Genomic DNA, 12,346 nt, shown 5'->3' with positions numbered 1-12,346 from the left:
CGGAATGGCGGTTTATCGATTGCACGAGGGGTGCATGGTCTTGCCCGATGGCTGGCGAGACCAGACCATGAACGTGTTCCACTTGCCCGACGCGTCCGGCCGCAAGGACGTGGCGTTCGTGGTCACGCGCGACTACGACACGCCGCTCGACGATGTGGGCGCATACGCGGATGCGCAGCAGATGGCATTCAAGCGCCAGTTTCCCGCATACAAGCCGCTCGCGCGCGAGCCCGTCACGATCGACGGGCGTCCCGGCCTCATGCTCGACTATCAATGGCGCAGCGACAAGACGATGCTGCGGCAACGTCAGGCAATGGTCAGGCTCGACGATGCGATGCTGGTGTTCACGCTCAATGCGCGTGTCGAGGATTTCGAGCGGCACATTCCCGCATGGACGGCGATCCTGTCGTCGTTCGTCGTGATGCCGCCCGCGCCGGACGACGGCGATGCGCAGGCCGCGCCGAGCGAAGTCCTGCCGCACGTGTTCGCGCTGTCGGCGAAGACGCGCGTGCTGCGCGTCTATCCGGATCTTCGCGCGGCATGCGAGCGCATCAGCGCGCGCGAAGTCGAAAGTCACGACTGGGTGTTTTTCGCAAGCGACGGTTCGCCGCTCGCGCCGACGATCGTCCAGCGTAGCCGTCACGGGCTGTTCAAGGCGGACGGTCGCTACGAGCTGCGTCCCGATCCCGGCTATTCGGGGCTCGAATTGCGGCGCCGTCTCAACGCGGTGACTGCCGTGGAAGGCGTGCCGCCGCTGCTGACGATGCAGGACATCGAAGCGCATCTGCGGCTGCAGCGCGCGGACGGCGCGTCGTCATGAGCGGTGCCGAGGCGGCCCTGCGCGCCGCCCGCATGGGCGACGAGATCGCGCATGGCTTCGGCCTGCTCGGGATGATCGCCGGCGCCGTGGTCGGCGCGGTCGTTGCCGCCGCCATCGTGACGGCGACCGCGGCCACGGGCGGTCTCGCGCTCGTCGCGATCGTCGGCGGCTGCGTGGCGGGCGGTGGCCTCGCCGGCGGCGCGCTCGTGCGCGGCATACAGAAGGCGGCCAACATATCCGGTCCAACCACCGGCATGCTTCATCGCGGATCGTCGAACGTCACGGTCAACAGTCGTACCGCGCTGCGCGCCGGCGTCGATTTTGCCGACGAATGCAACGGCCTGCCGTTCAATCACTTCCCCAAGCCGAAACTGCTCGTGGCGCAGGGCTCGCGGACCGTGACCGTCAACGGCAAGCCGATGGCACGTCTGTCGATGAAGATGGAGTGCGGTGCCGTCATCAAGACCGCGAGCGACAACGTGACGGTCGGCGGAGAGACCGTCACCGTCGTCGCCATCCACGATACCGAGGCGATGGTCGAGACGGCGCTCGAGGTGCTCGGCTTCGTTGCGCTTGGCGCGGCCGGCCTGGGCGCGCTCGCGGCAGGGGCCGCTGCCACCGCGCTGTTCGCGGGGACGGTGATCGGCGCCAACGTCGGCCTGAATGCGCTGCATTCGTGGGGCGAATCGCTGGGTCCCGGCTATGGCGACATCATGGTCGGCGTGGCGGGGTTCGCGTTGCTCGGGCTGGGGGCGAAGGGTGCCGACACCGAAGCCGCGAAGAACGCCGTCGATGTGTTGAACCGGACCAAGGTGGAAATCGAGCCGAACACGCTCGGCTCGAACGGCGGCAACATTCGGGTCACGACCAAGGGCGTGCCGCGCACGCTCTACGAGCAGTTGCGGTCCAAGACGCCGAGTTCGAAGATCCAGAAGATGGTCAACGAGAATTTCGAGCCGGGCATGGACGATCCCGCGCTGCCGGGCCTCAAGATCGACAAGCCGTTGCATGCGGATCACATCGTGTCGATGAAGGAGATCACCGAGATGCCCGGGTTCAAGGATCTGTCCTTCGATAACCAGGTCAAGGTGCTCAACAACCCGGACAATTTCGTGGGTCTCAGCGAGACCGCCAATACGTCGAAGGGATCGAAGTCCTATGCCGATTGGACTGAATACAAGAAGGGCGGCATCAAGGTGGACGAAGGGTTCCGACAGAAGATGATGCAGCGCGAAGCCGACAACCGGACGCTGCTGCAGCAGCAGATCAACGAGTTGCTCGGCACTCAGCCGAAGTAGAATTCCCGATGACGAATTCAATGGTGACTGGCAATGATTGAGCTATCCGCGAAGACTTACACCGCCGAACTGCAGCGCTTCCGGTTGCGAGGGCACGTCTGGCTCGCGTCGAACGAGATTCCCGCCGACGTCCAGGTGCCGACCGCGTGGCGCGCGCTGCTCGATACGCCCGACGCCGCGCTCGGCAACTGGCTCGCGAAGATGTGGGCAGGCGTCATCGGCCGCCTGCCCGCGGTCGAGACGTTCTTCGCCGAGAAGCTGCGTCGACCTGCCGTGTTCCAGAAGGAAAACGGTGACCTGTGCCTGCTCTATCCGTACACGGTCGAAGGCGACGACCTGAACTTCTTCATCGGCCATCCGCCGCTCGGCGATCTCGTGTCGGACGACATGTCGCTGTGGCGTGCGCTGCCTGACGATCTGCGCAGCTTCTATCAGTTCACGCACAACGGCTGGACGTTCTTTCCCGCCAACTCGATGGGACCGATGCCGATCGGCGACCAGACCGCGCTGACGGCCAAGCTGGACCTGACACCTGACGAGACGCGCAAGCTCGGCGTGAACCCCGATCTCGTATGGACGATATTTCAGAACGGCAGCGGCGACTATCTTTGCCTGGATCTGCGCGACAGTGCCGGCGACGGCAGCGCGGCAGGACGGCTCTGGTGGCACGAGAATCCGACCGAGCTCGAGCCGGTGGATTTCTGGGCCGTCATGAATGCGTGGTTCGAGATATTCGTCGAGGAAGCCGACAAGCGGTGATCCGACACGCGCGGCGCACGAGGATGCCGCATGCAGGTCCACGCGCATCGTCGCGCACGGCATCGTTTCCGCGTACCTTATGACGTTACTGTCGGGTGTTTCCCACTGGTTCGGGATGCAGATTTTTACCTAAGATGGAAGCATTCGTGCGCGCGATACGGTGCCTGCGCGCGCATGGCAGGCAGGAGGCAGCGCGGGAACGACTGCGGCAGATGTTTCCATCATGGATGCGAGTGTGTGCGCGGCGGCCGCGAATCATGCGGCCGCACCGACGCCAGTGGGCGCGGCGGCAATCGCCGCACGGACGGCGTCCGGCCGAACAGGCCGAGTCACCCGATTGCGCCACGCGTTCATCGCAATCGTTTGCGTTCTGAGCGTTGTTCCCGCGGTGCTCGCCGGCGCGCCTGCCGATGCCGACGCACCGAACGAAACGGTGCAGCTCGCCGCCACCACGACACCCGCCGGTCCTGCCAGTCCCGCCTTTTCGTCACACGACTCCGCCGTGCGCCAGGTCGTGCTCGGCATCGTCAGTTTCACGCGCTGGCCGACGACGCCCGTTCGGCTGCATCTGTGCGTGACGGGCCGGCCCGACTACGCGGGCGAGTTGACCGACACGATGCAGGCAGGCTCGACCGTGCTCGACGTGCAGCGCATTCGTGTGGACGATCCCGCGCTCGGCCTCGCGTGCGACGTCGTGTATCTCGGCGCGCTCGGAACCGATGAGCGAAAGCGGGTGAGAGCCGCGCTGGCCGGCCATCCGGTGCTGACCATCGGCGAGCACGATCCGTCATGCACCGCGGGCAGCATGTTCTGTCTCACGGTCGAGGGCGAACACGTCACGTTCGACATCAATCTCGATGCCGTCGCGCGCAGCGGCGTGCGCGTGCATCCGAACGTGCTCAATCTTGCGCGGCGGACGCTGACGCCATGACACGCTCCGCGCCGTCCGTGTCGCCTACGCGCGTGCCGCGCCCGACGCTGCAAAGCGTGTTGCGCCGCGCGCATTTGCGTCTCGCATTCGTCGCGGTCGCGATGGCCGCCGTGTTGCTGATCGTCGTCGCGGTGATTGCGTTGCGCGCGTATGCCGGCAACAACCTGAACCTGCTGGCGCGCTCGCTCGGTTACACGGTCGAGGCCGCGCTCGTATTCGGCGACCGCGTCGCGGCGAACGAGGCGATCGCGACGATCGCCAACGACGAGGACGTCGCGCAGGTGGTGGTCACCGATGGCCGGGGCCAGTTGTTCGCGACGTGGAAACTGCCCGTCGAAGGGCGCATCGCCAGGCTCGAGCGCGGGGTCGCCGCACTGGCGCTGCCCGGGCCCGTGAGCGCACCGGTGATGCACGACGGCATTGTCATCGGCCACGTCATCGTGCGCGGCCGCGGGCATCAATTCTTCGGATTCCTGCTTGGCAGCATCGGCGGCATTCTCGGTGGCCTGGCCGTCAGCGTGCTCGGCGCGTACGTCAGCTCGAAGCGCTTGCTGCGCAACATCGTTGCGCCGCTGCGCGCGCTGGCCGGCGTAGCGCATGCGGTGCGGCGCGAGCGTGCGTTCGCGCGGCGCGTCGAGCCGGTGGCGATTGCCGAACTGAACGAGCTCGGCGACGACTTCAACGCGTTGCTCGACGAGTTCGAAGATTGGCAGAACACGCTGCGCGACGAGAACGCGTCGCTCGAACACAAGGCGACGCACGACGCGCTCACGGGGCTGCCCAACCGCATGCAGTTCGAGTCGCGGCTGTCGCTTGCGCTTTGCGATGCCGTGGTGACGGGGCAGCGGGTCGCCATCCTGTATCTCGACTGCGATCGCTTCAAGGAAATCAACGACGGCCTTGGTCACGATGCGGGCGACGCGGTGCTGATCGGTGTCGCGGCGCGGTTGCGCACGCAGGTGCGCGAGACCGATCTCGTCGCCCGGCTGGGCGGCGACGAATTCGCGGTGATGCTGACGGCCGTGCGCGATACCGACAGCGTGTGCCGGATCGCCGACGAGATTCTGTCCGGCATGGAGCCGTCGATCGAGTTGCCCGACGGACGCATGGTGGCCACCATGATGAGTGCCGGTATTGCGCTGTATCCCGATCATGCGTCCGACGCGGGCGGCTTGCTGCGCGCGGCGGATGCCGCGATGTACCGCGCCAAGCGTGCGCGCCCGGGGTCGTGGCAGGTGGCGGAGGGCGTGGCGGGACGGGTTTGATGTCTATCGTTTCGCGCCGTGTGCGAGGCCGCGGCGGCGGGATAATAAGCGCGCGAAGCGAGCGCGTACGAAGGGGACGATCATGGATCACGCGTTGCCTGTGAGCATTGGGAGGATGTGCGTCGCGAGCGCGGTGCTTCTATGCCTGCTGCTTGGCGGTTGCAAGACGCCGCCGCTTCATCGGGGACTGACGCAGACACAGGTCACGGCGCTGAAGTCGGCCGGATTTCAGGAGACCGAACAAGGGTTCGAGTTCGGGTCGACAGGACCGATTCTGTTCGATTTCGACCGGTACAACCTCAAGCCGGATGTCAGGCGCATCGTCGAGCGAATCGGCAGGACGTTGAGGTCGGCGGGGATCAATGGCGTGCGGGTTTACGGATACTCCGACGAGGAAGGGGAGGCTGCCTACGATCTCGAGTTGTCCCGGCGGCGGGCGGAGGTGGTGGCGATCGAGCTCGTGGATGTCGGGCTCGACGGGAAGCGGATCGCGGTGGTCGGGAAGGGCAAGAGCGATCCGGTGGGCGACAACCGGACGCCGGCCGGGCGGGCGCAGAATCGGCGGGCGGCGATTGTGGTTTCGCCGAGGTGACGGGCGCTCGCGCGATGTCGGCGTTCGGCGCTGCTCGCGGCGACGGACCACCGGGAGCGGAACGGCAAGCCGCCGCAGGACGCGGATGCACTCGGCGAGATTGCACAACCTGCAGTGTGAGGCCGTTGCCGGTCGCCCTGCATCACCAAGCAATATTGCAAGACGAGCGCGACGCCCCTGCACCGCCGGTCGCCGTGCAGTTCGAACCCGCGCCGTTGTCATGGAACTTCCGCGTCTCCGGCTGCGGCACTGACGGATCGTACGGATTTGGCGCACCGTGCGGACCGCGCGCGGTATCGAAAGGCCGCATGGGCGCATACGAATGCCTGCCGCCAGGCGCGTGTGATCCGTTGGCCCTCAGATAATCGGTCCAGTTCTGCGCGCGTTGTTCGTATCGGGGCAGCGCGCGACCGAGACTGTCGGTGCCGCCCGCGCCGAGCGCAACGCGATTCGAAGGCCATGCAGGATCGCCGGCCCCGTGTTCAACCGAAGGCTGAGGCTCGAGCGTATCGCCCGAGACGCGCAACGGCCGCGTATCCGGCGTATCGAACGGGCTACGATCAACCGGAGCCGCGTATTTCTCGCGCTGCGTCGGCAGCGCCGCGCGCGCACCATTGCTGACCACCGCCCGACGTTCCGAACGAAACACATTGGCGCTCCCGGAACGATCGACCAGCGAATCGCGGCCCGAAGCGTCGGCAACAAAAACGGAAAGCGCACACGCAAGCGCTGCGGCGGAGGAAAGACGGAGAGGATGATTCATCGGGATCCGAACCAGGTGACGTGCAACGAGAAAAAACGGCAGATCACTGGCTGGCGGCTCGGCGGACGTGTGGGCGTCGAAGCGGCCCTGAAGCGGCTGCGAATCGCGGAGTGTGCGACTCGCGGTAAGGCTGGCTGGATTGCTGAAGCGAGTTCGCATTATTTCACAAAAATAACGAACAGCTTTCACGCACCGGCGCGACGTCGGCAAACAGAAGGATTGACTGCGCCGATGCAGCACCGGCCCTCGATATACGCGGGCGCAATCGTCAGCCGATTGATCGTGGACGATCCGGCCCCAAGCATCCGAAAAAGCATGCCGCGCGCAACAGCGAGATCGCCGAAACCCAAACCCCTCAAGGCATTTCCCCGCTAACCAGCCAAAAATCGCAACCGAATTGCACCTTCCGCAAACGTTCTCCGCCGGCCACAGTTGCTCCCGGATCGCCACCCGTCGCGCGCCAAGTTTCTCCGTGTTTTCCCTCATGGAGGCGGCATTTTTGACAGACGATTTAAAAACACCCATATAATTTCGACTGCCTTGCCAACGGCTGTCGGACCATCCCTCCGAACGAGCAGTTGGCAAGCGGGGCAGGCGAAACGCTTGCGCAATGCAAGACGCATCACGATGTCTTTCCGAACCAGACGTCCCCCTTGGGGGACTGCAAGAGCCGGGCCCCGCTACGCAACATCCCTCCGCAGGTCCGTCTTCATGTGTCTCGGGCGTGTCCCATGTCCTCGCCCCGGGTGCTGTTCGATTGCGCAAGTCATGCCGCCTTTGCCCGTATGACTAAACAACATCGAGGAGCTCCCAGATGACGCTGTCCCGTCTTACGTCCATTTCCGTCGCCGCCGTGCTGTTCGCCGCCGGCGCCGCCGCCGCGCAAGCGGAAACCGTGAAGATCGCCATCGCTGGTCCGATGAGCGGCTCGGTCGCCCAATACGGCGACATGGTCAAGGCCGGCGCGCTGACCGCGATCGAACAGATCAACGCGGCCGGCGGTGCGGGCGGCAACAAGTTCGAAGTCGTGCAGATGGACGACGCATGCGAACCGAAGCAGGCCGTCGCCGTCGCGAACAAGATCGTCAGCCAGAAGATCAAGTACGTGATCGGCCACGTGTGCTCGGGTTCGACGATTCCCGCATCCGACATCTACGAAAACGAAGGCATCGTGATGGTCACGCCGTCGGCCACCGCGCCGCAGCTGACGGAAGGCAAGAAGCGCCACTTCATCTTCCGCACGATCGGCCGTGACGACCAGCAAGGCCCGGCCGCCGCGCACTACATCATCAACAACGTGAAGCCGAAGAAGGTCGCGGTCCTGCACGACAAGCAGTCGTACGGCCAGGGCATCGCGTCGTCGGTGAAGAAGGACCTCGAAGCCGCGAAGATCCCGGTCGTGCTGTTCGAAGGCATCAACGCCGGCGATTCGGACTACTCGGCGATCATCACGAAGCTGAAGTCGCAAGGCGTCGATTTCGTCTACTTCGGCGGCTATCACCCGGAAATGGGCCTGCTGATGCGCCAGGCGCGCGAGCAGGGCGTGAAGGCCACGTTCATGGGCCCTGAAGGCGTGGGCAACAAGGACGTGACGGCGATCGCCGGCCCGGCTTCGGAAGGCATGCTGGTCACGCTGCCGGCCGACTTCTCGGCCGACCCGGCCAACGCGGCGCTCGTGAAGGCATTCGCGGACAAGAAGCGCGACCCGAACGGCCCGTTCCAGATGCCGGCGTACGCAGCGGTGAAGATCATCGCCGACGCGATCGCGGGCGCGAAGACGACCGACCCGACGAAGGTCGCCGCGTACATGCACAAGACGACGTTCGACACGCCGATCGGCAAGGTCGCGTATGACGCACAGGGCGACCTGAAGGCGTTCAAGTTCGTCGTCTACACGTGGCACAAGGACGCGACGAAGACCGCCGCCAAGTAACAACGGAGTATCCGCCCGCGCGCCCGCCCTGTCCGAGACCCGGACGGGGCGGCCGCGCATTGGCCGGGCAGTGGCGAGTATTGGCCCATTGCCCGGCCAACGGGCGGCCCGAGACGACACCGTGCGTTGCGCGCGGCCGAACGCCGTGATCCGGCGACGGCATGCGACCCAGCGCCAACGGGAGCTTCCCGCACATGACTGACTTCTTTCCTCAATTCGCCCAGCAGCTGGTCAACGGCCTGACGCTGGGTGCGATCTATGCGTTGATCGCCATCGGCTATTCGATGGTCTACGGCATCATCGGCATGATCAACTTCGCCCACGGCGAGATCTACATGATCGGCGCATACGTGGGCCTCGTGACCCTCACGGCCATCGGCATCTCCGCCGGCTATCCGCTGCCGCTCGTGCTCGGCGCCGCACTGATCGTGTCGGTGATCGTCACCGGCCTGTACGGCTTCGCGGTCGAACGCGTCGCGTATCGCCCGCTGCGCGGCGGCCCGCGCCTCGTGCCGCTGATTTCCGCGATCGGCATGTCGATCTTCCTGCAGAACTACGTTCAGATCGGCCAGGGCGCGCGCGACGTGTCCGTGCCGGTGCTGATCTCCGGCGCATTCGACATCCACCTCGGCGGCGACTACGACGTGACGATTCCGTACGCGCGTCTGCTGATCGTCTGCGTGACGCTCGTGCTGATGATCGCGCTCACGCTGTTCATCTCGCATTCGCGGATGGGCCGTGCATGCCGCGCGTGCGCGGAGGACATGAAGATGGCGAACCTGCTCGGCATCGACACGAACCGCGTGATCTCGTTCACGTTCGTGCTCGGCGCGATGCTGGCGGCCGTCGGCGGCGTGCTGATCGGGCTGACGATCGGCAAGCTGAATCCGTATATCGGCTTCGTCGCGGGCATCAAGGCGTTCACCGCCGCGGTGCTGGGCGGGATCGGCAGCATCCCGGGCGCGATGCTCGGCGGCGTGCTGCTGGGCCTCGCCGAAACCTTCGCCGCAGGCTACATGCCGGCCGAGTACAAGGACGTCGTCGCGTTCGGCCTGCTCGTGCTGATCCTGCTCTTCCGCCCGACCGGCCTGCTCGGCAAGTCGGACATCGAAAAGGTTTGAGGGAGACGCAGATGAGTCAAGTCATTTCCGTTCGCCGTCCGGCCGCCGACGCGTCGATCGGCCAGGCGCTGAAGAATGCCGCGGCCGCCGCGCTGCTCACGGCGATTCTCACGATCCCGGTGCTCGGCCTGCAACTGAAGCTCGACGGCTATCAGGTCGTGCTGACGCCGCACTGGCGCCCGGTGTGGATCGCGGTCGCGGCCGTGTTCCTGTTCCAGTTGTTCAAGCCGTGGCTCGTGCGCGCGAAATCCGCGGTCAAGCTGCCGGCGATGCCCGCGATGGGCGCGCAGCAGCAGCGCGCGATCATCTGGGTGCTGCTCGCGGTCGGGCTCGTGTGGCCGTTCTTCGGTTCGCGCGGTGCCGTCGACGTCGCGACGCTCGCGCTGATCTACGTGATCCTCGGCCTCGGGCTGAACATCGTGGTCGGTTTCGCGGGGCTGCTCGATCTCGGCTATGTCGGGTTCTACGCGGTCGGCGGCTACACCTACGCGATGCTGAACCAGTATTTCGGGCTGTCGTTCTGGGAGTGTCTGCCGATCGCGGCGATCGCGTCGGCGACGTTCGGCTTCCTGCTCGGTTTCCCGGTGCTGCGGCTGCGCGGCGACTATCTCGCGATCGTCACGCTCGGCTTCGGCGAAATCATTCGCCTGCTCGCGAACAACCTGACGAGCCTCACCGGCGGCCCGGACGGCATCTCGAGCATTCCGAAGCCGACGGTGTTCGGCTTCGAGATGGCGCGCTCGGCGAGCGTCGAGGGCGCGAAGACGTTCCATGAACTGATCGGGCTGGAATACAGCGGCGAGCACATGGTGATCTTCCTGTACCTGATCGCGCTGGTGCTGGTCGGCTTCACGCTGTTCGTGACGAGCCGCCTGATCCGCATGCCGATGGGCCGTGCATGGGAAGCGCTGCGCGACGACGAGATCGCATGCCGTTCGCTGGGGCTGAACCCGACGCGCATCAAGCTGTCGGCGTTCACGCTCGGCGCGGCGTTCGCGGGCATCGGCGGCGCATTCTTCGCGGCGCGTCAGGGCCTCGTGAATCCTGAATCGTTCACCTTCATCGAATCGGCGCTGATCCTCGCGATCGTCGTGCTCGGCGGGATGGGCTCGCAGCTCGGCGTGATTCTCGCTGCGATCCTGCTGACCGTGCTGCCGGAAGTCGCGCGCGGCTTCGCCGAGTACCGGATGCTGATCTTCGGCCTGGTGATGGTGTTGATGATGATGTGGCGTCCGCAGGGCCTGTTGCCCGCGAGCCGTCCTCACGTGGAGCTGCCGCAATGAGCGCGAATGCAGAATTGTTGAAGGTCGCCGGGCTGCAGATGCGCTTCGGCGGGTTGCTCGCGGTGGACGGCATCGATTTCGACGTGCGCCGCAACGAGGTGTTCGCGATCATCGGGCCGAACGGCGCGGGCAAGACCACGGTGTTCAACTGCGTCGGCGGCTTCTACAAGCCGACCGGCGGCGACGTCGTGCTCGACGGTCACGCGATCGCCGGGCTGCCGAGCCACAAGATCGCGTTGAAGGGCCTCGTGCGCACGTTCCAGAACATCCGCCTGTTCAAGTCGCTGACGGTCGTCGAGAACCTGCTCGTCGCGCAGCATCGCAAGGTGAAGTCGGGGATGCTGCACGGCCTGTTCGCGACCCCCGCGTATCGTCGCGCGGAGAAGGAAGCACTCGAACGCGCGGCCGTATGGCTCGAACGGATGGGCTTGACGTCGGTTGCGAACCGGCCGGCGGGCACGCTGTCGTACGGGCACCAGCGGCGCCTGGAGATCGCGCGCTGCATGATCACCGAGCCGCGCCTGCTGATGCTGGACGAGCCGGCGGCCGGCCTCAACCCGCAGGAAAAGATCGAGCTGCAGCACCTGATCGACAAGCTGCGCCGCGAGTTCGGCGTATCGGTGCTGCTGATCGAGCACGACATGAGCCTCGTGATGGGCGTGTCCGACCGCATCCTCGTGATGGAGCACGGCCGGCCGATCGTGATCGGCACGCCGGAAGCGGTCCGCAACGACCCGCGCGTGATCAAGGCGTATCTGGGGGAAGAGTGATGCTGAAGCTGGAACAGGTCCATACGCACTACGGCGCCGTCGAGGCGCTCGCGGGCGTGTCGATCGAGGTGAACAAGGGCGAGATCGTCACGCTGATCGGCAGCAACGGTGCCGGCAAGACGACGCTGATGATGACGGTGTGCGGCACGCCGCGCGCATCGTCGGGCCGCGTGCTGTTCGAGGGCACCGACATCACCGCGATGTCGACGCACCAGATCATGCGGCAGGGGATGGCGATCTCGCCGGAGGGGCGGCGCGTATTCCCGAGCCTGACGGTGCTCGAGAACCTGAAGATGGGCGGGTTCTTCGCGAGCCGTCACGAGATCGACGACGGCATCGAGCACGTGTTCAAGCTGTTTCCGCGCGTGAAGGAGCGCGCGACGCAGCGGGCCGGCACGATGTCGGGCGGCGAGCAGCAGATGCTGGCGATCGGCCGTGCGCTGATGAGCAAGCCGCGCCTGCTGTTGCTCGACGAGCCGACGCTCGGTCTCGCGCCGCTCGTGATCGCGCAGATCTTCGACATCATCCGCACGATTCGCGACGAGGGCGTCACGGTGTTCCTCGTCGAGCAGAACGCGAACAAGGCGCTGGGTGTGGCCGATCGCGGCTACGTGCTCGAAACGGGGCGCGTGGTGCTTGCCGATACGGGCGCGAACCTGCTCGCGAACGACCGGATCAAGCAGGCGTATCTCGGCGGTTGATTTCACGCGCCGCCGGTCCGGAGCGGACCGGCGGCGCGCCGTCCGGGGAAAATCCATCGTCGATTCGGTTTCGATCGAAGCCGAATCGACACCCGTCGAATCCTCCGCCC

At 65.7% G+C, this 12,346-nt stretch carries 13 protein-coding genes; 12 read left to right on the top strand and 1 reads right to left on the bottom strand.

Going from position 1 to position 12,346, the window contains the following annotated elements:
* Positions 1–34 precede the first annotated feature (34 nt).
* From WS51_RS08390 to yfiB, 6 genes are all read left to right on the top strand, one after another.
* Entirely contained in the window at positions 35–820 is a 786-nt protein-coding gene (locus WS51_RS08390; RefSeq protein WP_059504129.1) for a DUF1795 domain-containing protein, read from the top strand.
* Positions 817–2,118 carry a PAAR domain-containing protein gene (locus WS51_RS08385; protein WP_059447706.1) on the top strand — a complete coding sequence of 434 codons (1,302 nt, stop codon included), beginning with the start codon at positions 817–819 and terminating at the stop codon, positions 2,116–2,118. The genes WS51_RS08390 and WS51_RS08385 overlap by 4 nt, the downstream gene beginning before the upstream one ends.
* 33 nt (positions 2,119–2,151) lie before the next feature.
* Positions 2,152–2,877, top strand: a complete 726-nt coding sequence (locus tag WS51_RS08380; RefSeq protein ID WP_059769090.1) for an SMI1/KNR4 family protein — start codon at positions 2,152–2,154, stop codon at positions 2,875–2,877.
* Positions 2,878–3,100: 223 nt separating this feature from the next.
* A complete protein-coding gene (yfiR, locus tag WS51_RS08375; protein WP_059769092.1) occupies positions 3,101–3,808 on the top strand; it encodes a regulatory sequestration protein YfiR in 708 nt (235 codons plus the stop codon).
* A complete protein-coding gene (dgcN, locus tag WS51_RS08370; protein ID WP_059868036.1) occupies positions 3,805–5,073 on the top strand; it encodes a diguanylate cyclase DgcN/YfiN in 1,269 nt (422 codons plus the stop codon). The genes yfiR and dgcN overlap by 4 nt, the downstream gene beginning before the upstream one ends.
* 82 nt (positions 5,074–5,155) lie before the next feature.
* The gene (yfiB, locus tag WS51_RS08365; RefSeq protein WP_059447702.1) at positions 5,156–5,665 is read left to right on the top strand and encodes an outer membrane lipoprotein YfiB; all 510 of its coding nucleotides are present in this window, start codon (positions 5,156–5,158) and stop codon (positions 5,663–5,665) included.
* A gap of 142 nt (positions 5,666–5,807) precedes the next feature.
* On the opposite strand, the gene WS51_RS08360 is transcribed toward yfiB, so the two are convergent.
* Positions 5,808–6,428 carry a hypothetical protein gene (locus tag WS51_RS08360; RefSeq protein ID WP_069228936.1) on the bottom strand — a complete coding sequence of 207 codons (621 nt, stop codon included), beginning with the start codon at positions 6,426–6,428 and terminating at the stop codon, positions 5,808–5,810.
* Between WS51_RS08360 and WS51_RS32015 the strand changes: the two genes are divergently transcribed.
* From WS51_RS32015 to WS51_RS08335, 6 genes are all read left to right on the top strand, one after another.
* Complete coding sequence (locus tag WS51_RS32015; RefSeq protein ID WP_155773573.1) at positions 6,420–6,803, top strand: hypothetical protein; 384 nt, start codon at positions 6,420–6,422, stop codon at positions 6,801–6,803. The genes WS51_RS08360 and WS51_RS32015 overlap by 9 nt on opposite strands.
* A gap of 439 nt (positions 6,804–7,242) precedes the next feature.
* Positions 7,243–8,361, top strand: coding sequence for a branched-chain amino acid ABC transporter substrate-binding protein (locus WS51_RS08355; protein ID WP_059447700.1), 1,119 nt, complete (start codon positions 7,243–7,245; stop codon positions 8,359–8,361).
* Positions 8,362–8,555: 194 nt separating this feature from the next.
* On the top strand, positions 8,556–9,482 hold the full coding sequence (livH, locus tag WS51_RS08350; RefSeq protein WP_034204313.1) for a high-affinity branched-chain amino acid ABC transporter permease LivH: 927 nt from the start codon (positions 8,556–8,558) through the stop codon (positions 9,480–9,482).
* Positions 9,483–9,493: 11 nt separating this feature from the next.
* Complete coding sequence (locus tag WS51_RS08345; RefSeq protein WP_059447699.1) at positions 9,494–10,765, top strand: high-affinity branched-chain amino acid ABC transporter permease LivM; 1,272 nt, start codon at positions 9,494–9,496, stop codon at positions 10,763–10,765.
* Positions 10,762–11,535, top strand: a complete 774-nt coding sequence (gene livG / locus WS51_RS08340) for a high-affinity branched-chain amino acid ABC transporter ATP-binding protein LivG (protein ID WP_059447698.1) — start codon at positions 10,762–10,764, stop codon at positions 11,533–11,535. The genes WS51_RS08345 and livG overlap by 4 nt, the downstream gene beginning before the upstream one ends.
* Complete coding sequence (locus tag WS51_RS08335; protein ID WP_069228935.1) at positions 11,535–12,236, top strand: ABC transporter ATP-binding protein; 702 nt, start codon at positions 11,535–11,537, stop codon at positions 12,234–12,236. The genes livG and WS51_RS08335 overlap by 1 nt, the downstream gene beginning before the upstream one ends.
* Positions 12,237–12,346 lie beyond the last annotated feature (110 nt).

Source organism: Burkholderia territorii (genome assembly GCF_001718335.1).
GTDB classification, from domain to species: domain Bacteria; phylum Pseudomonadota; class Gammaproteobacteria; order Burkholderiales; family Burkholderiaceae; genus Burkholderia; species Burkholderia territorii.
Note: the sequence above shows the minus strand (reverse complement) of the source record. Positions and strands in the feature narration are given on the sequence as shown.

What these genes read in the sequence shown, in the direction of transcription:
- WS51_RS08390 (WP_059504129.1), top strand. Translation starts at nt 35, where the DNA reads ATGGTCTTGCCCGATGGCTGGCGAGACCAGACCATGAACGTGTTCCAC.
- WS51_RS08385 (WP_059447706.1), top strand. Translation starts at nt 817, where the DNA reads ATGAGCGGTGCCGAGGCGGCCCTGCGCGCCGCCCGCATGGGCGACGAG.
- livH (WP_034204313.1), top strand. Translation starts at nt 8,556, where the DNA reads ATGACTGACTTCTTTCCTCAATTCGCCCAGCAGCTGGTCAACGGCCTG.
- WS51_RS08345 (WP_059447699.1), top strand. Translation starts at nt 9,494, where the DNA reads ATGAGTCAAGTCATTTCCGTTCGCCGTCCGGCCGCCGACGCGTCGATC.
- WS51_RS08355 (WP_059447700.1), top strand. Translation starts at nt 7,243, where the DNA reads ATGACGCTGTCCCGTCTTACGTCCATTTCCGTCGCCGCCGTGCTGTTC.
- WS51_RS08360 (WP_069228936.1), bottom strand. Translation starts at nt 6,428, where the DNA reads ATGAATCATCCTCTCCGTCTTTCCTCCGCCGCAGCGCTTGCGTGTGCG.
- WS51_RS32015 (WP_155773573.1), top strand. Translation starts at nt 6,420, where the DNA reads ATGATTCATCGGGATCCGAACCAGGTGACGTGCAACGAGAAAAAACGG.
- yfiR (WP_059769092.1), top strand. Translation starts at nt 3,101, where the DNA reads ATGGATGCGAGTGTGTGCGCGGCGGCCGCGAATCATGCGGCCGCACCG.
- WS51_RS08380 (WP_059769090.1), top strand. Translation starts at nt 2,152, where the DNA reads ATGATTGAGCTATCCGCGAAGACTTACACCGCCGAACTGCAGCGCTTC.
- WS51_RS08335 (WP_069228935.1), top strand. Translation starts at nt 11,535, where the DNA reads ATGCTGAAGCTGGAACAGGTCCATACGCACTACGGCGCCGTCGAGGCG.
- yfiB (WP_059447702.1), top strand. Translation starts at nt 5,156, where the DNA reads ATGGATCACGCGTTGCCTGTGAGCATTGGGAGGATGTGCGTCGCGAGC.
- dgcN (WP_059868036.1), top strand. Translation starts at nt 3,805, where the DNA reads ATGACACGCTCCGCGCCGTCCGTGTCGCCTACGCGCGTGCCGCGCCCG.
- livG (WP_059447698.1), top strand. Translation starts at nt 10,762, where the DNA reads ATGAGCGCGAATGCAGAATTGTTGAAGGTCGCCGGGCTGCAGATGCGC.